The sequence below is a fragment of the Streptomyces sp. NRRL WC-3605 genome (assembly GCF_001509795.1).
GTDB classification, from domain to species: domain Bacteria; phylum Actinomycetota; class Actinomycetes; order Streptomycetales; family Streptomycetaceae; genus Streptomyces; species Streptomyces viridochromogenes.
In genome coordinates this window covers 47,152-64,845 of sequence record NZ_LLZN01000051.1, presented here as the reverse complement: position 1 = coordinate 64,845, position 17,694 = coordinate 47,152, and the positions used below count along the sequence as shown (strand labels likewise).

At 70.9% G+C, this 17,694-nt stretch carries 19 protein-coding genes and 1 pseudogene; 12 read left to right on the top strand and 8 right to left on the bottom strand.

Annotated features, from left to right (window positions below; all coding sequences use genetic code 11):
* The first annotated feature begins 35 nt into the window (after window positions 1-35).
* The 3 genes from fxsT (ADL34_RS14940) (at window position 36) to fxsT (ADL34_RS14930) (ending at window position 5,375) form a co-directional block, all read left to right on the top strand.
* Complete coding sequence (fxsT, locus tag ADL34_RS14940; protein ID WP_159038924.1) at window positions 36-2,534, top strand: FxSxx-COOH system tetratricopeptide repeat protein; 2,499 nt, start codon at window positions 36-38, stop codon at window positions 2,532-2,534.
* 157 nt (window positions 2,535-2,691) lie between these two features.
* Complete coding sequence (locus tag ADL34_RS14935; protein ID WP_159038923.1) at window positions 2,692-3,150, top strand: chromosome partitioning protein; 459 nt, start codon at window positions 2,692-2,694, stop codon at window positions 3,148-3,150.
* Window positions 3,151-3,194: 44 nt separating this feature from the next.
* A complete protein-coding gene (fxsT, locus tag ADL34_RS14930) occupies window positions 3,195-5,375 on the top strand; it encodes an FxSxx-COOH system tetratricopeptide repeat protein (RefSeq protein WP_062668404.1) in 2,181 nt (726 codons plus the stop codon).
* Here fxsT (ADL34_RS14930) and ADL34_RS14925 read toward each other — a convergent pair.
* Window positions 5,364-6,509 (bottom strand): pyridoxal phosphate-dependent aminotransferase, encoded by a 1,146-nt coding sequence (locus tag ADL34_RS14925; RefSeq protein WP_159038922.1) that lies wholly within the window; start codon window positions 6,507-6,509, stop codon window positions 5,364-5,366. The genes fxsT (ADL34_RS14930) and ADL34_RS14925 overlap by 12 nt on opposite strands.
* 395 nt (window positions 6,510-6,904) lie before the next feature.
* On the opposite strand from ADL34_RS14925, the gene ADL34_RS36675 reads away from it, so the two are divergent.
* The 3 genes from ADL34_RS36675 to ADL34_RS14915 are packed head-to-tail and all read left to right on the top strand — an operon-like array spanning window position 6,905 to window position 8,085.
* Entirely contained in the window at window positions 6,905-7,453 is a 549-nt protein-coding gene (locus tag ADL34_RS36675; protein ID WP_234375021.1) for a DUF389 domain-containing protein, read from the top strand.
* A 30-nt stretch (window positions 7,454-7,483) separates the two neighbouring features.
* The gene (locus ADL34_RS36670) at window positions 7,484-7,906 is read left to right on the top strand and encodes a hypothetical protein (protein ID WP_234375020.1); all 423 of its coding nucleotides are present in this window, start codon (window positions 7,484-7,486) and stop codon (window positions 7,904-7,906) included.
* Entirely contained in the window at window positions 7,903-8,085 is a 183-nt protein-coding gene (locus ADL34_RS14915) for a hypothetical protein (RefSeq protein WP_062668406.1), read from the top strand. Before ADL34_RS36670 ends, ADL34_RS14915 begins: the two co-directional genes overlap by 4 nt.
* A gap of 40 nt (window positions 8,086-8,125) precedes the next feature.
* Here ADL34_RS14915 and ADL34_RS14910 read toward each other — a convergent pair whose 3' ends face one another.
* A complete protein-coding gene (locus tag ADL34_RS14910; protein ID WP_062668407.1) occupies window positions 8,126-8,869 on the bottom strand; it encodes a metallophosphoesterase in 744 nt (247 codons plus the stop codon).
* Between the two features lie 180 nt (window positions 8,870-9,049).
* On the opposite strand from ADL34_RS14910, the gene ADL34_RS14905 reads away from it, so the two are divergent.
* Together ADL34_RS14905 and ADL34_RS14900 are read left to right on the top strand one after the other, a co-directional pair.
* The gene (locus ADL34_RS14905; RefSeq protein WP_062668408.1) at window positions 9,050-9,664 is read left to right on the top strand and encodes a CGNR zinc finger domain-containing protein; all 615 of its coding nucleotides are present in this window, start codon (window positions 9,050-9,052) and stop codon (window positions 9,662-9,664) included.
* A 49-nt stretch (window positions 9,665-9,713) separates the two neighbouring features.
* Window positions 9,714-10,283 carry an SMI1/KNR4 family protein gene (locus tag ADL34_RS14900; RefSeq protein WP_062668409.1) on the top strand — a complete coding sequence of 190 codons (570 nt, stop codon included), beginning with the start codon at window positions 9,714-9,716 and terminating at the stop codon, window positions 10,281-10,283.
* A 247-nt stretch (window positions 10,284-10,530) separates the two neighbouring features.
* Here the strand turns inward: ADL34_RS14900 and ADL34_RS14895 are convergent, their stop codons facing one another.
* Window positions 10,531-11,277: a phosphotransferase family protein gene (locus ADL34_RS14895; protein WP_062668410.1), complete on the bottom strand. Its 747-nt coding sequence runs from the start codon at window positions 11,275-11,277 to the stop codon at window positions 10,531-10,533.
* A gap of 83 nt (window positions 11,278-11,360) precedes the next feature.
* Window positions 11,361-12,278 carry a DUF6891 domain-containing protein gene (locus ADL34_RS14890; RefSeq protein WP_062668411.1) on the bottom strand — a complete coding sequence of 306 codons (918 nt, stop codon included), beginning with the start codon at window positions 12,276-12,278 and terminating at the stop codon, window positions 11,361-11,363.
* Between the two features lie 329 nt (window positions 12,279-12,607).
* Here ADL34_RS14890 and ADL34_RS14885 point away from each other — a divergent pair, with 329 nt between their 5' ends.
* Window positions 12,608-13,321, top strand: coding sequence for an SDR family NAD(P)-dependent oxidoreductase (locus ADL34_RS14885; protein WP_062668412.1), 714 nt, complete (start codon window positions 12,608-12,610; stop codon window positions 13,319-13,321).
* Window positions 13,322-13,329: 8 nt separating this feature from the next.
* On the opposite strand, the gene mug is transcribed toward ADL34_RS14885, so the two are convergent.
* The 3 genes from mug to ADL34_RS14870 all read right to left on the bottom strand — a co-directional run bounded on the left by mug (window position 13,330) and on the right by ADL34_RS14870 (window position 14,884).
* Window positions 13,330-13,908 (bottom strand): G/U mismatch-specific DNA glycosylase, encoded by a 579-nt coding sequence (gene mug / locus ADL34_RS14880; protein WP_062668413.1) that lies wholly within the window; start codon window positions 13,906-13,908, stop codon window positions 13,330-13,332.
* 54 nt (window positions 13,909-13,962) lie between these two features.
* Window positions 13,963-14,628 (bottom strand): HAD family hydrolase, encoded by a 666-nt coding sequence (locus tag ADL34_RS14875; protein WP_062668457.1) that lies wholly within the window; start codon window positions 14,626-14,628, stop codon window positions 13,963-13,965.
* 73 nt (window positions 14,629-14,701) lie between these two features.
* Window positions 14,702-14,884, bottom strand: a complete 183-nt coding sequence (locus ADL34_RS14870) for a hypothetical protein (RefSeq protein ID WP_062668414.1) — start codon at window positions 14,882-14,884, stop codon at window positions 14,702-14,704.
* A 193-nt stretch (window positions 14,885-15,077) separates the two neighbouring features.
* On the opposite strand from ADL34_RS14870, the pseudogene ADL34_RS14865 reads away from it, so the two are divergent.
* Window positions 15,078-15,595, top strand: a pseudogene (locus ADL34_RS14865) (alpha/beta fold hydrolase); the annotation flags it as partial.
* A 25-nt stretch (window positions 15,596-15,620) separates the two neighbouring features.
* Here ADL34_RS14865 and ADL34_RS14860 read toward each other — a convergent pair.
* Window positions 15,621-16,520 (bottom strand): winged helix-turn-helix domain-containing protein, encoded by a 900-nt coding sequence (locus ADL34_RS14860; RefSeq protein WP_234375018.1) that lies wholly within the window; start codon window positions 16,518-16,520, stop codon window positions 15,621-15,623.
* Between the two features lie 336 nt (window positions 16,521-16,856).
* Here ADL34_RS14860 and ADL34_RS14855 point away from each other — a divergent pair, with 336 nt between their 5' ends.
* Both ADL34_RS14855 and ADL34_RS14850 read left to right on the top strand, forming a co-directional pair.
* A complete protein-coding gene (locus ADL34_RS14855) occupies window positions 16,857-17,231 on the top strand; it encodes a peptidase inhibitor family I36 protein (RefSeq protein ID WP_062668416.1) in 375 nt (124 codons plus the stop codon).
* Between the two features lie 17 nt (window positions 17,232-17,248).
* On the top strand, window positions 17,249-17,635 hold the full coding sequence (locus ADL34_RS14850) for a peptidase inhibitor family I36 protein (protein ID WP_079034170.1): 387 nt from the start codon (window positions 17,249-17,251) through the stop codon (window positions 17,633-17,635).
* The last annotated feature ends 59 nt before the right edge of the window (window positions 17,636-17,694 follow it).

The following is a 17,694-nucleotide window of genomic DNA, read 5'->3' as shown; positions in this document are numbered from 1 at the left end:
CAGGCATCCCACTCGCTCCCGCACCCCCACACTGAGTGCAGACCCGCTCCGGCGGGGTGGTCTCGATCGAGCTCGGCAGGCTGGGGGTGGAGATGGCGGGTTCCGAGGGCAGGCCCTGGTTGTTCATCAGCCATGCGGGAGCCGATCTCGCGTGGGCCGAGTGGGTGGCATGGCAGTTGCAGGACGCCGGGTACGACGTCGAGTTGGACTCATGGCACTGGGGTGCCGGGGACAACGTCATCGTGCGGATGGACGAAGCTCTTGCCGCGCGTCGGATGGTGGCGTTGTTCTCCGCCGCCTACTTCGAGCGCCGGAGATGGACGACGGAGGAATGGACGGCGGTGGTCGCCGGCCGGGAGGGGCTCGTCCCGGTGCGCCTCGACGACGCGACGGCGCCGCCCATGTTGCGTGCGCTCAAGGCCCCGGCCCTGTTCGGAATGGATGAGGAGGCGGCCCGGCAGGCGTTGTTGGCCGCGGTCGCCGGGCCCGTGGGGGTACCCGCCGTGCGACCACGGTTTCCAGGCGACGATGAACCCGGTAGCCACTCGCGATCGACGGGGCCGCGGCTGCCCGGGACGCTGCCCCGGGTGTGGAACGTACCGGCGCGCAATCCAGGACTCGTCGGGCGTGACGAACTCCTCGTCGACCTTCGGGGTCGGCTGGCGGGCGGGCCCACGGCGGTGCCGGTCGCTCTGCACGGAGAGACAGCCGTGGGCAAGAGCCAGGTGGCCGTCGAGTACGCGCACCGCTTCTGCGGCGAATACGAACTGGTGTGGTGGGTGCGGGCGGAACACCCTGCCCTCATCTCCGACCAGCTCGCCCGGCTGGCAGTGGCCATCGGCGCTGCCGACCGGACCAGGTCCCCCCGGGAGGCCGTAGCCGCGCTGGCCGCGGAGCTGCGGTCGCGGACGCGCTGGCTGATCGTGTTCGACAACGCCGAGGACCCCGAAACGGTGACCGCCCATCTGCCGTCCGGCGCGGGACACGTCCTGATCACCTCACGCGACCCGCGTTGGCACGAGCGCGCCATCCCCATGGCCGTCGGCGCGCTGGCGCGCAGGGATTCGATCGCCTTGCTGCTCGGCCGCACACCTTGGTTGGCGACGACGGAAGCGGACCGGCTCGCGGCGGCGCTGGACGACTGGCCTCTCGCCCTGGTGCAGGCGGCCGAGGTCCTGACCACGACCAGCGTGCCGGATTACCTGGAGCAACTCGCCGGCCGAGCGGGCGAGGTGACCGACGCCGGCAAACCGCTCGGCTGCCCCTCGACGCTGGCCGCGCAGATACGGCTCAGCATGCGGCGGCTGCGGGCGCAGGACCCCCAGGCCACCGAAGTGCTCCAGGCCTGCGCGCTCCTGGCCCCGGAGCCGTTCACCCTGCCGGTCCTGCGAGGCCGCGAGGCGGCCGGTGCGTCGACTGTCGGCCGAGTCGTGGTCGACCCGGCCACGAGGAGCCGCGTACTGACGGCGCTTCAGCGACACGGGCTGGCGCGAGTGGAAGGCGGAGCCCTTCACCTGCACCGGCTCACCCAGGCCGTCATCGCGGACCAGCTCACCGGCCCTGAGCGTGCCGTCGCGGCTCGTCACGCCAGCCTGCTGCTCACCGCCGCGTTCCCTGGCGATGCCCAGGACCCGGCCGCCTGGCCCGGTCGGCCCGATCTGCTCCCGCATCTGCTCGTGATCGCATCCGGCGATCTGGTCACGGACGCCGCACGCCTGGCGGCCTGCGAGGCCTGCCAGTACCTGGTCGACCGCGGCAGCGCTGCAGCCGTACTCCCCCGGCTCGAGGGCCTGCACCGCGCCTGGACCGCCGAGTTGGGAGCCGATCACGCCGCCACCCGCCGGGCCACCGCCTGCCTCGCCCGCGCCGCCGCTGCCGTCGCCGACCACGACCGCGCCCTCGCCCTGAACCGCGGCCTCCTGGGCCGGCAACGGCAGGAACTCGGCGAGGACCACCCCGCGGTGCTGCGGACGGCGGCGAACGTGGCCGCCGACCTGATGGATCTCGGACAGACCGAAGAGGCCCTGGAACTGGCCCGGGACACCCTGATCCGTTACCGCCGGGTCGTGGGCGACGAGCATGGCGAGACACTGGCCGTCGCATCCACCGTGGCGGCCTGCCTCGCCGGACTGGGACGCCTGGAGGAGGGCCTCGCCCTCGCCCAGGACACCGTGAGCCGGCAGCGCCGGGTCCTCGGCGAGGACCACCGCGACACGCTCTTCACCGCCTCCAACATGGCCACGGACCTGTCGGAACTGGGACGTCTGGCCGAGGCCTGCGCCCTGGCCGAGGACACTCTGCTCCGCCGTCGGCAGGTCCTGGGGGACGACCATCCCGAGACTCTGGACACCGCGTCCAACCTGGCGGCCAGCCTTGCGGGGCTGGGCCGGATCGACGAAGCCCTCCAGATCGCCCGCGACACGGCCGAACGCCGACGGCGCGTCCTCGGTGAGGACCACCCCGACACCCGGCTCAGCGTCACCCTTCTCAACGCCATCGACCGGGCGGTCCCTGCTCCTCCGGACATGCCGTGACCGTTTGATCGGGCCGCATGGCCGACACGCCTCTTCCTGCGCCTCTGCTCAACGTCGCTCAACACACCTCAGGGCGACGGACGTTGTCGGGAAGCAATCGTCAGCAATCATGCCGTCAAGGTGTTAAATGGTCTCAGCCGACAATGGGGGAGGAAGCGTGCCGACACCCGGAGTGGACCTCATGGCGGGAGCCGCGGTCGGATACCTCGTGCGCCGGGCCCGCAGAATCGGTGCCGGTGGCGATGTCCCAGCCGATCTCGTCCTCGACCAGAACATGGACGCCCTGCATGAACTGGTCGCTGGAGCCATCGGCGAAGACCCCGCCCTCACCCGGCTCCTGGAGCAGGCCGGTGACGGCGAGGTGACCGAGCGCACGATACGGCGGGCCACGGACGCGATCGCCGACAGGGCGGAGGACGACTCCGGCTTCGCCGACGAACTGGCCGCGTCCGTCGACCGTCTGCAGCGTCACGAGGCAGGGCTCGCGCCCCACAGCGGCATCAGCGTGGCGCATGACCTCCGCGTCGAGACGGGCGGCGTCGTCGTCGGCGGCAACGTCTCGGGAGGAGTGACCACCGGCGCCCACCCTTCCACCCCGGGGCCGCACGAGGGCTAAGCGGTCCCGGAGAGACGCCTGCCCAGCCACCGGTCGCGGCCGGGATGGCAGCGATCGGCGGTGGAGTCGTCGCCGAACGCATCGACCACCTCCACCTCGTATCACCGCATGCGCACGAACCGGCCACCCGCCTGCGGCCGATCCGCGCCCTGCCGTCACGCAACCAGGCCTTCACCGGGCGGGCCGCCCTCCTGGAGCGCGTCGCCGCCAGCATGCAGGGCTCCGAGGAGGACGGTCACAGCGACGACCCCGGCGTGGTCTCCCTCATCGGCATGGGCGGGATCGGCAAGACCCAACTGGCTCTCGAGTACGCCCATCGCCACGCCCATGACTACGGGCTGGTCTGGTGGGTGGGGGCCGACCAGCTGGCGGCCGTCATGGCCAGCCTCACCGCCCTGGCCTCGCAGTTGGGACTCACCGCCGGCCAGCCGTCGCTCCTCATACGGGCACTCTGGGTGGAACTGTCCGCCAGGAGCGACTGGTTACTGGTGTACGACAACCTCGACGATCTCGGCGCCATGAACGACCTCCTCCCTCCCAGCGGAGGAAAGCTGCTCATCACCGGCCGCGACCCCCGTATCGGACGTATCGGTACACGCATCGACGTCCCCGAGTTCGAACGCGACGAGTCGATCAGCCTGCTGTCCCGCCGGTGCCCCACGCTGTCCCCCGAGGACGCCGACCGTGTGGCCGCCGCGGTGGGCGACCTTCCCCTCTCGGTGGAGCAGGTCGGATGCTTCCTCGACGAGACCCGCCTGGAGACGTCCGACTACCTCAGGCTCCTGGAGTCACAGCCGACGGCGAGCGGCCTGGACGACCGGACCGTCTCGGCGCACCCCGGACTGGTGTCGGTGGTGGCCACCAGCCGAGACCGGCTGATGGCGACGGCCGGCCCGACGGCCGCCACCCTGCTCGACCGGCTCGCGTTCCTCGCGCCGGAGCCGATCCCGCTGGGCTCCGACCCCGCCGTCGCGGCACCCCGGTTCGGCGTCCAGCTCGGTGACACGGCGACGGCCGCTCTCGCCGTCCGCAAGATCGTCACCCTCGGTCTGGCCCGGCACGCCGACAACGCCCTGCAGATGCACCGCCTCGTGCACGCCCTGCTCCGGGCGAGGCTCCCGCGCGAAGAGCACGAGGTGACCCACCACGCCGCCGAGGAACTGCTCGCCACGATCACGCTGGGCGACCCGGACACCCCCGAGACCTGGCCCGAGTACGGGATGATCGTCCCGCACGTCCGTGAGCTCCTGTCGTCCGCCGCGTCCCTGCCCGGGCCCCAGCTGGACGCGGAGGGTTTCCGCGCCCTGGTCCTGAAGGTCCAGCGCTATCTGTACTTCTCCGGCCAGTCCCGGTCCGCGGTCGACATCTGCCGGATCACCCGGGAGTCCTGGACGGACCGCCTGGGCCCCGACCATCCCGACACGCTCCATTCCGGCTACAACCTCGCGTCCAACCTCTTCGAGCTGGGTGAGTACGCACAGGCGAGGGAGGTCGACCAGGACGTCTGGCACCGGCGGTGCTCGGTCCTCGGGATGGACCATCCCGACACCATCCGGTCGGCGCACCAGCTGGCGGCCGACCTGTGCGACCTGGGCGACTTCGCCGGGGCGCGCGCCCTGGACGAGGAAGGGTGGCGCCACCACCGCCGCCTGCTCGGCGAGGACCACCCGGACACCCTGCAGTCGGCGCACTACCTGGGCTCCGACCTGTACGAACTCGGCGAGCGGGAGAAGGCCCGCGACATCAACGAGGACGTATGGCAGCGGCGGCGCCGGGTCCTCGGCGAGACCCACCCCGACACGCTGCACTCAGCGCACCACCTGGCATCGGATCTCTGCGACCTGGGCGAGCTGGAACGGGCGAGGGAGCTGGAGCTGTGGGTGCTGGGGCAGCGACGCGAGCGACTGGGCGCGGATCACCCGGACACCCTGCGCTCGAGGCACTACCTGGCCATCACCCTGCACCGGATGGGTGACTACGCCCAGGCCCGGACGCTGAACGAGGAGGTCTGGAACCGGCGTCGGCAGCTCCACGGCGACGACCACCCCGACACACTCCGCTCGGCGTACAGCCTCGCCGACGACCTGTCCGCCCTCGAGGAGTACGCCCGCGCCCGGGAACTCCACCAGGACACGTGGGAGCGGCGACGCCGGGTGCTGGGCGAGAACCACCCGGACACGCGGCGTTCGGCCCAGGCCCTGGCGGAGGTGCCCTCAGCTCCGTGAGCGGCTGCCGGCGACCTCGGCCCCGAGATCTGCGATCACCTCGGCGGCCCGCTGGACGACGTCCGGGTCACGCAGCAGGGCCATGCGCAGATGCTTCCGCCCCAGGTGCGGGGACCGCCAGTAGAACCTCTCGCCGGACAGCACGTGGACGCCGTGCCGGGCGAGGAGCTTGCGGACGTCCTCGCCGTCCAGTCCGTCCATCTCCACCTTCAGCCAGGCCAGACCCAGCTTCCCGGTGTCGTCCGTCCGCAGGAACGAGCCGGGGACCGTGCTCTGGAAGAGCGTCCGGTTGCGCGCCACGAGCTCCCTGAGATGGCGTCCGCCGTCCGCCTCGGCGAGACCCAGGAACTCCGTGATCAGCCGGACGGTGAAGGGCGACAGGTGGAGAAGGAAGTCCGAGTGCATCGCCTTGACCTCGCGCACCAGACCCGGTGACACGCAGAGGAAGGGAGCCTTCAGCTCGGCCGCGGGCCAGACCTTGCCGGTGTCCTCGATGACGACGCAGTCGATTCCCGAGGCGGCGAGGATGCCGTAGTGGTCGTAGACCTCGTCGAGGGACAGGTAGACCCGGAAGCAGCCGTCGAGGACGAGGAGCTTGTTCTCGGTCCGGCAGTGGTCGACGATCCGGGTGAACGCCTCCTCGCCGACCACGGTCCCGGTCGGGTTGTTGGGGCTGACGAGGAAGATCACATCCGCGGTGAGTGTGCCGAGCAGCCGCTCCAGCGCGGCCGGCCCGGCCGTCAGTGCCGTCTCCGGGATCGGCTGGAGGGGGACGCGGTGGCGCCGGAGGATGTCCGCGATGTTGTCGAAGCAGGGCTCGATCAGCGCCGCCGAAAGCCCCCTGAGGCGCAGTACGTTGGCCACGATCTCGACGGCCATCGAGGCGGAGTAGGACATCAGGCCGGTGAAGTGATCGGGTATGTAGGACTGCGCTCCGAGAGCGAGGTAGCGGCGTATGTACTCGGCCTCGGCTTCCTGCCCGCCCCTGCGGTCGGACTCCCTGAAGAAGCGTGCCGAATCGCCGATGATCTCGGACTCGGCGCGGGTCCAGGGGCGGAAGGCGTGTCCATCCGACAGATTGAGCTCGAACGGGAGCGCGTCCACCTCCTCTTGCGTGAGATTGCGCTCGACCACCGTCACCCCTCGCGTATCCGTCCGACCTACCGTGCACCTTTCCCTTTGATCGTCCCTCTTGACCCCGACCATCCGCAAGATGCCGGTATGTCAACTTCGCCCGTGCCACTGGCTGTTGCCGGTCCGAACCCGCCATGGGCGCGATGATCCTCGGCGGCCGCACACGGAGGTGCCCGGTCGCATCGCCTCGGGGAGCGGAGGACGTAGCCGGAGAGGGTGGTGCCCACGAAGTCGGAGCCCTTCGCTATGTGCATCCGCAGGGGGAGGATGGCGGAAGCGCCGGGTGGTGACCTGGCCGAGTCGGGGACTCTCGGTGAGGCTCGCCGGCGATGCCGGTCGGCCGCGTCGCCGTGTCCTGCCCGCGCCGGCCGGCCCCGTCGTGGTTGTTTGGGCTCATGCTCAGCAGCGTTCGTGCCCGTGTCCTGCCGTCCGCCCAGCGCCGGACGTTGGACGAACTGACCGAGGACCTGATTCTCCGCTCCGGCGACACCACGTCCAAGCGGTCGGCGTTCTGGACGATGCTCACGCTGGCGGCCGTCATCGCGGGCGCCGGCGTCCTCACCGACTCGACGGCCACCGTCATCGGCGCCATGATCATCGCGCCCCTGTCCACACCGATCATGGGCATCGCCCTCGGCTCGGTGCTGCGCCGCCGCACCGGCTCCGTCACGGTCGTCCTCGTCGGGGCCCTGCTCGTCGTCGCGCTCGGGATGGTCATGTCGCTGGCGCTGCCCAACCACTACGACCTGCTGTCCAACAGTCAGATCTCGTCGCGGACCTCGCCGGACCTGATGGACCTGATCGCCGCGCTGGCGACCGGCCTCGCCGGTGCGATCGCCCTGGCCCGCCGCGACGTCGCCGCCGTACTGCCCGGCGTCGCGATCGCCATCTCTCTCGTCCCGCCGCTGGTGGTGACGGGGGTGTGCCTGGGGAAGCTGTCCTGATGGCTGGCGCTGGGATCACTGGCGCTGTTCGTGTCGAACCTCTTCGCCCTGGTCTTCGCCGGCATGGTGGTGTTCGCCTCGCTCGGCTACGCGGCGGAGGCGGACCAGGCGGCCGGACGCCCCGACCGCAGGGCGTCCGCGGCCATGGCGCTGCTGTTCGCCGTCGTGTTCGTCCCCCTCGCGGCCAACACAGCGGCCACGCTGCTGCTCAACGCCTGGACCGGTCGCACCAAGGACGTGGCGCGGGAGTGGCTCGCCTCCGAGCCCGGTGCGTCCGTGACCAGCGTGGACTCGAACTCCCGCACCCTGCACGTCCACGTCCGCACTCCAGGGGAGCTTCCTCCGGTGAAATCCCTGATGGACCGGCTGGACGGGCAGATCCCAGAGGGCATCCCCATCGTGGTGGACGCGACGCGCGGACAGCGCATCGATGCCGGGAAGGTGGGGGGTTGACGGTCCCCTCGTCCTACGGCGCTCAACCGTGCCTTCGCTGTCTGATCCTGACCCGGGTCTCCTTCACCGCCGAGCAGGCGGAGCGGTGGGGCGCGGTGGCCGAGGTGGTGCCGCTCGAGCAGGCGCGTCCGAGCCCGGAAGGTCTCACCGCTGCCGACCTCGCCCAGCAGCAGCACTGAGACCGCTCGTCCAGGCGTCGGGCAGCCGCTTCGGACGCGGTCAGAGCACCACGCGGTAGTGGGTGGTCAGGCGGCGGTCGTCGTCCAGGACGTGGAAGGCCAGCGCCGGCGGCTGGTCCCGGTCGGCCGCTTGGTCTCCCTCCCAGGGCATGCGCAGGGTCCAGGTGATGGCGGGGCCGACGATCAGGGGACGGCTCGCGAAGGTGGAGGCGGCTGCCGTGTGGGCGTGTCCGGTCAGGACGGCGGCCACCTGTGGGTGCGCCTCCAGCAGGGCGGCCAGCTGCTCGGGCTGTTCGAGTCTGCCGGAGTCGGGCAGGGGGTGGTGAAGTGCGACGGGCGGCTGGTGGAAAGCGACGAGCGCCGGGGTGCCGGTGGGCAGTGCGGTGAGCTGGGCGTCGATCCAGCCCAGCGTCTCGGCGTCGAGGCGCCCTTCGTCCCGGCCGGGGATGGTGGAGTCGCACATCAGGACCGCGGTCCCGGCGATGTGGTGGACGCGGTTGATCGGGCCGTCGTCGGGCGCCTCTCCGAGCAGGGCCTTGCGGTAGGCCGGACGCACGTCGTGGTTCCCGGGGCAGGTGAGCACCGGGAAGGGTGCCGTCAGCAGACGGGCGGCCTCCTCGTACTCGGCTTCGGCACCGTGATCGGCGATGTCGCCGGTGACGAGGAGCGCGTCCACCGGGCGCGGCAGGTTCCGCAGATGGTCCATGACGCGGGCGGCGCGTTCGGTGGCCCTTTCACTCCCGTCCAGGTGCAGGTCGCTGATCTGGGCAAGCAACACCGTCATTCCCCGTCCTCTCCCCTGACGGCTCCGGGCCGCCGTGTATGCCGTGTATGCCGTGTACGCCGAGGTGTGCGGTCCCCCGACTCGCCCTCTAACGGAAACTCTCGCGTTTTCCGTTAGAGACCCTAGAGTGTGCGGGGGAGTGTGATCAAGTGGTCGGCGATCGGAGGGAAGGAGGCGCTCATGGAGCGCTGGCTGGCGCTGGAACTGGCGAGCACGATCCGCCACGACGGGGACGGCGGTGTCGCCGACGACCTCGCGACGCGTCAAGGACTGGACCGCTGGCTCCAGGCGCAGGCCGAACTGCTGGCCGGCCATGTCGTGGTCGGGGAGGTGGCAGTCGACGACGGCCTCAGGAGGGAGATCGTCGAACTGCGGAAGGCGGTCCGGGCCCTCTTCGCCCGTGCGGTCAGCCCCGATCCGCCCAGCTCGGCGGACGCCGGCCGGTTGATGCCGGCCGACCGGGCGCTCACGTACATCAACTCGGTCGCCGCTCGCGAAGCGGTCGTCCCGCAGATGGACTGGCCGTCCGGGGGTGGTCCCGTGGTGCGCCTGGTGTCCACCGAGGGGGATCCGGCGGTACGGCTGCCTGCGGCGCTGGCCCGCGCCGCCATCGACTTCCTGAGCGGGCCGCAGCGCACTCGTCTGCGGGCCTGTTCCGCGCCCCGCTGTGTGCGCTACTTCGTCAGGAGCCACGGGCGCCAGGAGTGGTGCAAGCCGTCCTGCGGGAACCGCGCCCGCGCGGCGCGCCACTACCAACGCCGACGCCTCACCGCCGAGGACGCTCAGGCCTCATGATCAGCTGCGAGTACCCTTCCGGGTATCCGCGTGGGGAGGGCAGTGGGACATGGGTGTGGTGGAGAGCTGGTCCCGGTTGATGGGTCTTCTTCGGCAGCACGCCCCCGGCAATCACGCGGAGTTGCCCGGCCCCGCCACGGAGCGGATGCTCGCGGCCGCCGAGGAACGGATGGGAGTTGCGCTCCACCCGGACCTGCGGGCGTGGCTGCTGCTCAACAACCTGGACCTTCCTGAGGAAGACGTGGACCCCTACGTGGCGTGCTGCGGCTACGCCGGGTTCCCGGACGAGACGAGCTTCCTTCTCGGCATCCGGGCCATGGAAAGGCTGTACGCGAACCACTCGAGGCCGGAAGGGTTCGATCCGCCGGACGAGCCGGACGCTCCGTTCTGGCGCAACGAGTGGATCCCCTTCTTCTCGGACCAGGACGGCTGGCACGGGCTGTTCGTCGATGTGCGGGACGGACGCGTCGGCTCATGGTTCGTCGGCGACATCACGGTCACGGGTAAGTACGAGTCGCTGGCTCACTATTTCGACTCGGTGGCGGAGCTTCTGAAGAGGATCGCGTCCGGCGACCATCCGGCGTGTGAGGTCGTCGAGGGCCGGCTCGTCTGGTCGTGAGGCTTCCTCGGGGACCGCGGTGCGCGTGTCCGCCAGGACCTGGTGCATGAACCAGCACATGACCTCGTACGGGACGTCGGTGTGTGCTGCGCTCGGACTCGTTGCCATCGAGGTCGTGCATCGTGATCCAGTCCGTACGCCCGGCCTGAACTGTTGCTCCGAGTGCACACAACTCCGCATGGCCTCTTCGTCGTACGGCGCAGTCCCGTAACCGTTCAGGACGTGTGCCCAGTGTTCTTCGCTCCCCTCACATCCGGGCTCTGAGCACGTCTATCTCGCAGCCCGGGGCCGCTGCGTCGAAGCCGTGCTCGATCAGCCATCGAACCGTCAGAAGGCTCCGCAACGACCACCAGGCGCGGATCACGTCGCGATCGACGTCCGTGCCGTAGCCGGCGAGCACGTCGTCGAGGTGCGCCTCGTGGCCGAGTGTGAAGGTGGCGAGGTCGTACAGGGCGTCGCCCCGGCCCGCCTCGGACCAGTCGATGATGCCCGTGACCTCTTCCCCCTCGACGAGGACGTGCGCGATCTGCAGGTCGCCGTGTGTGAAGCACGGAGACCACGGGCGCAGTGCGGCCTGACCGATCTGGCGGTTGCGGGTGACCAGGTCTGCGGGCAAGACGCCGTTCGCCACGAGGAGTTCGCACTCGGCGTCCAGCTCCGCCGACAGGGTGGCGATGCTGCGCCCGGCCCCGCCCGGCCGGGGTGGCAGGGGTGCGTCGTGCAGCTGCCGGATGGCAGCGCCCGCGGCGGCCCAGGCCGCCGGTGACCCGGTCGACGGGCCGCCGAGGCGCCCGAGCGTCGTCCCACGGACCGCGGCCGTCGCGAGCACGGACGGCTTGCGCCACAGGACCTCCGGCGTCGGCACCGGCGCGAGGGACATCGCCTCGACTTCGGCGTCCAGACGGGCCGGATCGGCGTCCACCTTCAGGAACACGTCGCCGACGCGCAGAGTCACCCGCTCTGAATGAGCCACGACGACTTCGACCTCGTCCATGGACGCCCAGTATCCCGGGGCGGATCGCCGACGTCGCCGGGTTTGTCACCTGGGCTGATACAGCGGTTGAACGGTCGTAGGAGCTAGCCGACGAGGCGGCGGCGCCAGTCCAGTGGGGTGACGGTGATGGCGCGGCCGGGGGCGCCGTCCCACTCCGTGGGGAGGCCGACCGCTTCGAGGGCAGTCACGACTTCAGCGCCTATGGCCGCGGTGGTGTCGGACGAGCCGTCGAAGCCGCCGTAGTACAGGGCCAGTCCGTGACCGGCCGCCGCGGAGTCCGTGGACTGGGAGTGGAAGAAGACGTAACCGCGGGCGTCGGGGGCGCCCTCGGCACCGATCTCGGACTCGCCGCAGTTGCGGCAGCAGGAGAAGTTCTCTCGGGCGGTGATGCCGGTCTCTTGCAAGGCCGTGAAGGCGCGGGTGAGTCGCTCGGGGTCGGTATCGCCCTGCCATGTGGCCTGTTCCGCGACGCGCTCCAGCCACAGCCGGTCGGCCAGCGCGATCGCCTGCTCGTGTGAGACGGGTCGGCGGTCGGCGGTGACCAGGTAGTCCTCGGCGAGCTCGGCCAGTTCGGCCCGGGATGCATAGCCGCCCGCCAGTACCTGGCGCACACGCCGCTCCAACTCCGCGCGCTCGTCGTCCTCCAGGTCGAGCGGCGGGACTTCCTGCACCGGTCCCATGTCCAGCCGAGACCACATCAGGCCCTCGTCCCATCCCGACTGCCGGCGCGCCCAGCCGGTGAGCACCGCGATGACCGCCTCTGCCGTGTCGGCCGTCGCCTGGAAATGCCGGTCGGCGGCACCGTCGCGATGCTCCACCGTGTAGGCACCGCCCGCTCGGTGCCAGACCTGGGCGAACACGTCGGGCAGGTCGGGTATCCGTTGGATGACCAGGAACCGGTCCCCGTCCCCACCGATGCGCCGGACCAGCCCGCCCAACTCGTCGGCCGACACGCGCACGTGCCGCTCCCAGTTCTCCGTCTCCACCGTGATCTCGAGCATGCCCAGACTCTGACACACGCCTCTGACAACGGCCCTCACCGCCTGTCTGCCCTGTGGATCTTCCTCGCGCTGTGCGTCGTCTTCATCGCCTGGGTGGCATGGGGCTTCCTGCGGTTCGACCATGACATCGACAACCCCCGTGAGGGCGGCCTCTCGGGCTGGCAGTGCGACGCCGGGAAGGACTGCGGGTCCTGACCACGGCGGGGTACGGACGCCCGTCGGAGCGCGCGCTTCGCGGTCCGGCGTCAGTATGGAGAGGGCACGTCCCACCTCCCAGTGAGGGCTGGGCGGCCGAACCAGGGGGGTGATCGAGAGCGAGGCAGCCTGCCATGCATCCTCCTGACGCCAAGGTCGCCGTGATCACCGGTGCGTCGCAAGGCATCGGGGCGGGACTGGTCGACGCCTTTCGCGCGCTCGGGCACCGGGTCGTCGCGACCTCCCGCTCCATCGATCCCTCCGACGAAGCCGATGTGCTCACGGTCCGGGGCGACATCGCGGACCCGGCCACTGCGGACCGTGTCTGTGCCGCAGCGACCGAGCGGTTCGGCCGTATCGACACCCTGGTGAACAACGCCGGCCTGTTCATCGGCAAGCCGTTCACGGAGTACTCCCAGGAGGACTACGAAGCGATCGTCGGCGTCAATCTGACCGGCTTCTTCCGGATCACCCAGCTCGCCGTCGGGCAGATGCTCCGGCAGGGCGGTGGGCACGTCGTCCAGATCACGACCAGCCTGGCCGACCACCCCCGGTCCACCGAGCCCTCGGTCCTCGCCTCCCTGACCAAGGGCGGCCTCCAGGCTGCCAGCCGGTCACTCGCCGTCGAGTTCGCGGCGCACGGCATCCGCAGCAACGCGGTCGCGCTGGGCATCATCAGCACCCCCATGCACGAGGGCGATGACGAGGCGGACCTCGCGCTGCGGCATCCGCTCCGCCGGATGGGCGAGGTGAGCGACGTCGTCGAGGCCGTCACGTATCTCGAGACGGCGTCCTTCGTGACTGGTGTGACGCTCCCCGTCGACGGCGGCCGCAGCGCCGGTGACTGACCGTCCCGTCACCTACCGATCCCCTTGAGCTCGAAAGGGCCGTCGCCGGTCAGGCCGGAGCGGTCGGGCAGGCCGGTGGCGACGCGGAGCTTGGCGAACTCCACGGCGAGCGCGGACGGCGGGTAGTGCGCGTTGAGCCCACTGGGGTTGGGCAGCACCCACACCCGTGCGCCCCCGATGGACGCCGGCTGGGCTCCCACGCCCGCGTCACGCGCCCCGAACGCCGCGCGGTAGCCGGTGACCCCCAGGAAGGCCAGCCACGTGGGGCGCAGGGCGTCCATCCGCCGGACCAGGTCTTCGCCGCCCTGCCGGAACTCGTCCGGCGTGAGCTCCGCCGCCCGGGCCGTCGGCCTGCGCACGATGCTCGTGATGCCCAGGCCCAGCCCCAGCAGGTCGCGCTCCTCCTCGGGCCGGAACCGGTGCGGTGTGAAACCCGAGCGGTGCAGGGCCGGCCACATTCTGTTGCCGGGCGTCGAGAAGCTGTGTCCCCGCAGCGCCGACGCCAGCCCTGGATTGATCCCGACGAAGACGACGTCCAGGCCCTCGGCGACGACGTCGGGCAAGGCCGGGTACGCGTGGCTGCTCATGGTGGGTCCAGTGTGCATCCGCCGGCGGTGACGGAATCCCGGCGTCGGCCCGCCTCAGGCGAGGGGCGTGTCGTCCAGTGCCTTCACGAGGTCACGGGGGGTGTCGTACAGGGCGATGGCGCCCGCGTCCCGCAGTTCGTCGTCGCCGAATCCTCCGGAGCGGACGACGATCGCCGGCATTCCGGCCCGCTTCGCCGCCTCTACGTCCCACACCGAGTCGCCGACCATCACACTCGCCGCGTCGGGCGGCGCGCCCAGCTTCTTCAGGGCCACGTGCAGCAGGTCCGGCGCGGGCTTGGATGCCTCGACGTCGGCGCTGCTGGTCCAGTCGTCGGCGATGTCGCGGGCGTCCAGCTTGTCCAGGAAGGCGTCCACGTGGCGCTCCTTGCCGGAGCTGGCGAGCACCAGCCGGTGACCTCGTTCCTTGATGGCCAGGAGCAGGTCGCGCGCGCCGGGCAGCGGCGCCATCTCGTCGAGCAGCGCGTCGGCCTCGCGGCCCTGCTGCTCCCGGGCCCGGTCGCCCACCCGGCGCTCCAGATCCTCGCCTCCCAGGGCGGTGACCAGCTGGTCCCCGCCCATGCCGATCAAGCGGTGCAGCTGCCACACGGGCCAGATCTCACCCACCGAGCGCAGGGCCCGGTACCACGCGAGCGCGTGGTGGTAGTTGGAGTCGATCAGCGTGCCGTCGACGTCGATGACGGCGATGAGGGATTTCGTCACGCGCACCGGCTACCCATCGACGCGCTGCTCACACGGCCTCCCCCACCCGGCCGGCCCAGCCGGAGAGTCCGTTCTACGTGTGCGTCTCTTCGCCGAGGTCACGTCGGACCCCGGCACCCTGGTCCTCGACCAGTCCCGCCTTGTCGGGCAGATCCAGGACCGCGCCGCAGTGGGCGCAGAGTTCCCCGTCGCCGGCGGGCGTGCCGCACGCCTTGCAGAAGCGGTTCAGCTGGTCGTTCTCCGTCGTGCCTGTCATGACTCTCCGGTATCGGTGGACAGTGGTGCTTCCGGGAGTACCCGAGAGCTGAACGAGGAATCCCGAGGCTTGACGAGGCAGCCCGTGCGATTGGTGAGGCATCCCGCCGAGGCGGGCGTGGCCCGACGGCGCGCTGGACGCACCCTCGACCCGGGTATCCGGGCATCAGGGCGCCCGGGCGGCTCGTCGGGCGTCGCTGGGCGGGCACACGGTGATGCTCACGGCCGCCGCACATCCCGGGTTCGTTCGCGGGCTGGTGCTCGTGGAGGCCGGTGCCGGCGGTCCGCTTCCGGACGCTCCCGCCACCATCGGCTCGTGGCTCGACTCGTGGCCGACGCCGTTCCGTCGCGCGAGGCGGCGGCCGCGTTCTTCGGCGGCGGGCAGGTCGGCGCGGGCTGGGCGGCGGGGCTAGAGGAGCGCGGGGACGGATGGTGGCCCCGCTTCGACCGGGAGGTCATGGTCCGCTCTCTGGCGGAGAACGCCCAGAGGTCCTTCTGGTCCGAGTGGGAGCGGGTCACGTGTCCGACTCTGCTCGTCCTGGCGCAGTCCGGCTTCCTCCCGGAGCAGGAGGCCGACGACATGCTCCGGAGGCGTCCCGACACGTTGGCCCAGTGCGTCCCCGGCACAGGTCATGACCTGCACCTGGAACAGCCCGGCATCCTGCACACCGCACTCCTCGACTTCCTCGACTTCCTCGAAGCCCTCGAGTGACCTCCCCCGGCTTACGATGCCGCGCTCACTGCCGGCCGCATCCGTTCGCCGTCAGGAGGCTCGCGCCCAGCGGGGTGAGGACGTGCAGCACGGTGTTGCGGTCACGGACGGAGGCGGCCAGGCCGGCCTCCCGCAGGATGCCGACATGTTCGCTGGCCGTCGCGGGGGTCACGCCCACGCGCCGCGCCACCTCGCTCGTCGTACACCCGTCCTCCAACGCCCGTAGGACGACGGCCCTTCCGTGGCCGAGCAGCCTGGCGAGCGTGCGGGGCTCCGGCCCCGTCTGCTGAGGCAGCCACCAGCGGTACGAGCGGGCCACCGGATAGACGAGGACGGGCGGCAGATCCGGGTCGGTCAGCGTGATGGGCGTCTGCCAGCAGAACACGGACGGCAACAGGAGCAGCCCTCTGCCGTCGAGGCGCAGATCGCGGTCGAACGGGTAGGCGGTCTCCAGTACCGGCGGACGCCAGCGCAACGACGGTCCCAGGCCGGACAGCAGTGCGTCGACGCCGCCGCGCAGCATCTCGCGTGCGCGGACCGCCCGGTCGGCCTCGATCTGTGCCCGGACGGCCGGCCAGTGCGGGGCCAGGGCGGCGTGGAAGTAGCCGTGGAGTGCCTTCCCGAGGAACTCCAGCGCCGCGGGCTCGCCGTCGGCCAGCGGGCGCAGCCATCTCGGTGCCCGGGCGAGCACGGTCATCTCCTGGCCCAGCCGGCGGCGCGGCGTCGACAGGACGGCCTCGACTCCCTCCGCCAGCCCCTGGGATGCCTCCGGCGGGTTGAGGAAGTCGGGGAAGCTGCCCCGGGGCGGAGCGAGCGCCCGGACGAGGTGCAGCTGGTGGCGGGGCAGTCGGCGCAGCGCTCTACGGGCGTCCGCGCGCCATATGTCGAATACGGCCCGTCCCTGACGTGTTGCCAAAAGGTTCACACTGAGTACGAGTTCCCACAAAGGGTCGGGAGCGTCGGTGACTCGGGTTCGGAGCAGATCTTCTCGCGTGAAATGGACTCGGAGCACGGAATTCCATCGCAGTCAGTCGCGTGTTCAACTGAAGAAATCAGCGCGGGACAGTACCAATGGTCCCGTGACAATGGCGATCGCGATATCACCTTTCACGCCAACCGGCCCGATGCGCACGCCTGTCCGGGCATACCAGCAGGCTTTTTCGGCAGCCGCCGAATCACCTGGCAGCGACCGGCTCCGGCGGGCAGCCTGAATGGCGTGCGACAAGGCTTGTCGCACTGTCGTTCAAGGGGGAAGAACCACATGCGCACACGTGCTGCCATCGGGGCGGCGGCGGCCGCCGCCTTCGCCACCGTGCTGGTCAACGCGCCAGGCGCGGCGGCCGAGGCCGATCCGCCGGGCTGCGGGAAGGAATACTTCTGCGCCTACAGCGGGGAGAACCAGACCGGTCAACTCGTACTGAAAACCAAGGGAAACTGGAGCGGAAGCGTAGCCTTCCGCTCCGCGTTCAACAACGGGGTGCGTTTCCCGGGCGCTGACCACGTCAACGTGACGTACACCGTCGAAGGCGGAACCGAGACCGCGTGCCTGCACTACAACCCGGGTCCGGGCGCCTACAAGGCGAACGCGGTCCCGGGCACCCGTGTCGTCAAGGTCGTTTGGCGCGGCGAGTGCTGAGGCGAAGGGAACTCACCGTGCTGACCGGAAAGCGACTCACCGCACTGGGCGCCGGAGCTGTGGCGGCCGCCTTCGCCGGGGTTCTCGCCGTGGCCCCGTCGGCGTCCGCCGAGCCCAATCCCGCCGGGTGCGGGAAGGGCTACTTCTGCGCCTACAGCGGCGCCAACCAGTCGGGCCGGCTCGTCCTCAGGGTGGCGGGCAACTGGTCGGGGAACCTGGCCGTCGGCTCCATCTTCAACAACGGCGTCGCGTACCCGGGCGCGGACCACGTGGACGTGACGTCGTACCTCGGCGGTCAGCCGTCGACGGACTGCTTCCACTACAACCCGGGTCCGGGCAAGTACAAGGCGAACGCCGAGGCGGGGCTGACCATCACCCGGGTCGTGTGGAGGGGCGAGTGCTGACGCCCTGAACCACCCGCTGACACACGCCGCCGACCGGTGCGAGGTCCCACCGGCCGGCG

What these genes read in the sequence shown, in the direction of transcription:
- fxsT (WP_062668404.1), top strand. Translation starts at nt 3,195, where the DNA reads ATGGCAGCGATCGGCGGTGGAGTCGTCGCCGAACGCATCGACCACCTC.
- ADL34_RS36675 (WP_234375021.1), top strand. Translation starts at nt 6,905, where the DNA reads ATGCTCAGCAGCGTTCGTGCCCGTGTCCTGCCGTCCGCCCAGCGCCGG.
- ADL34_RS14910 (WP_062668407.1), bottom strand. Translation starts at nt 8,869, where the DNA reads ATGACGGTGTTGCTTGCCCAGATCAGCGACCTGCACCTGGACGGGAGT.
- ADL34_RS14905 (WP_062668408.1), top strand. Translation starts at nt 9,050, where the DNA reads ATGGAGCGCTGGCTGGCGCTGGAACTGGCGAGCACGATCCGCCACGAC.
- ADL34_RS14900 (WP_062668409.1), top strand. Translation starts at nt 9,714, where the DNA reads ATGGGTGTGGTGGAGAGCTGGTCCCGGTTGATGGGTCTTCTTCGGCAG.
- ADL34_RS14895 (WP_062668410.1), bottom strand. Translation starts at nt 11,277, where the DNA reads ATGGACGAGGTCGAAGTCGTCGTGGCTCATTCAGAGCGGGTGACTCTG.
- ADL34_RS14890 (WP_062668411.1), bottom strand. Translation starts at nt 12,278, where the DNA reads ATGCTCGAGATCACGGTGGAGACGGAGAACTGGGAGCGGCACGTGCGC.
- ADL34_RS14885 (WP_062668412.1), top strand. Translation starts at nt 12,608, where the DNA reads ATGCATCCTCCTGACGCCAAGGTCGCCGTGATCACCGGTGCGTCGCAA.
- mug (WP_062668413.1), bottom strand. Translation starts at nt 13,908, where the DNA reads ATGAGCAGCCACGCGTACCCGGCCTTGCCCGACGTCGTCGCCGAGGGC.
- ADL34_RS14870 (WP_062668414.1), bottom strand. Translation starts at nt 14,884, where the DNA reads ATGACAGGCACGACGGAGAACGACCAGCTGAACCGCTTCTGCAAGGCG.
- ADL34_RS14855 (WP_062668416.1), top strand. Translation starts at nt 16,857, where the DNA reads ATGCGCACACGTGCTGCCATCGGGGCGGCGGCGGCCGCCGCCTTCGCC.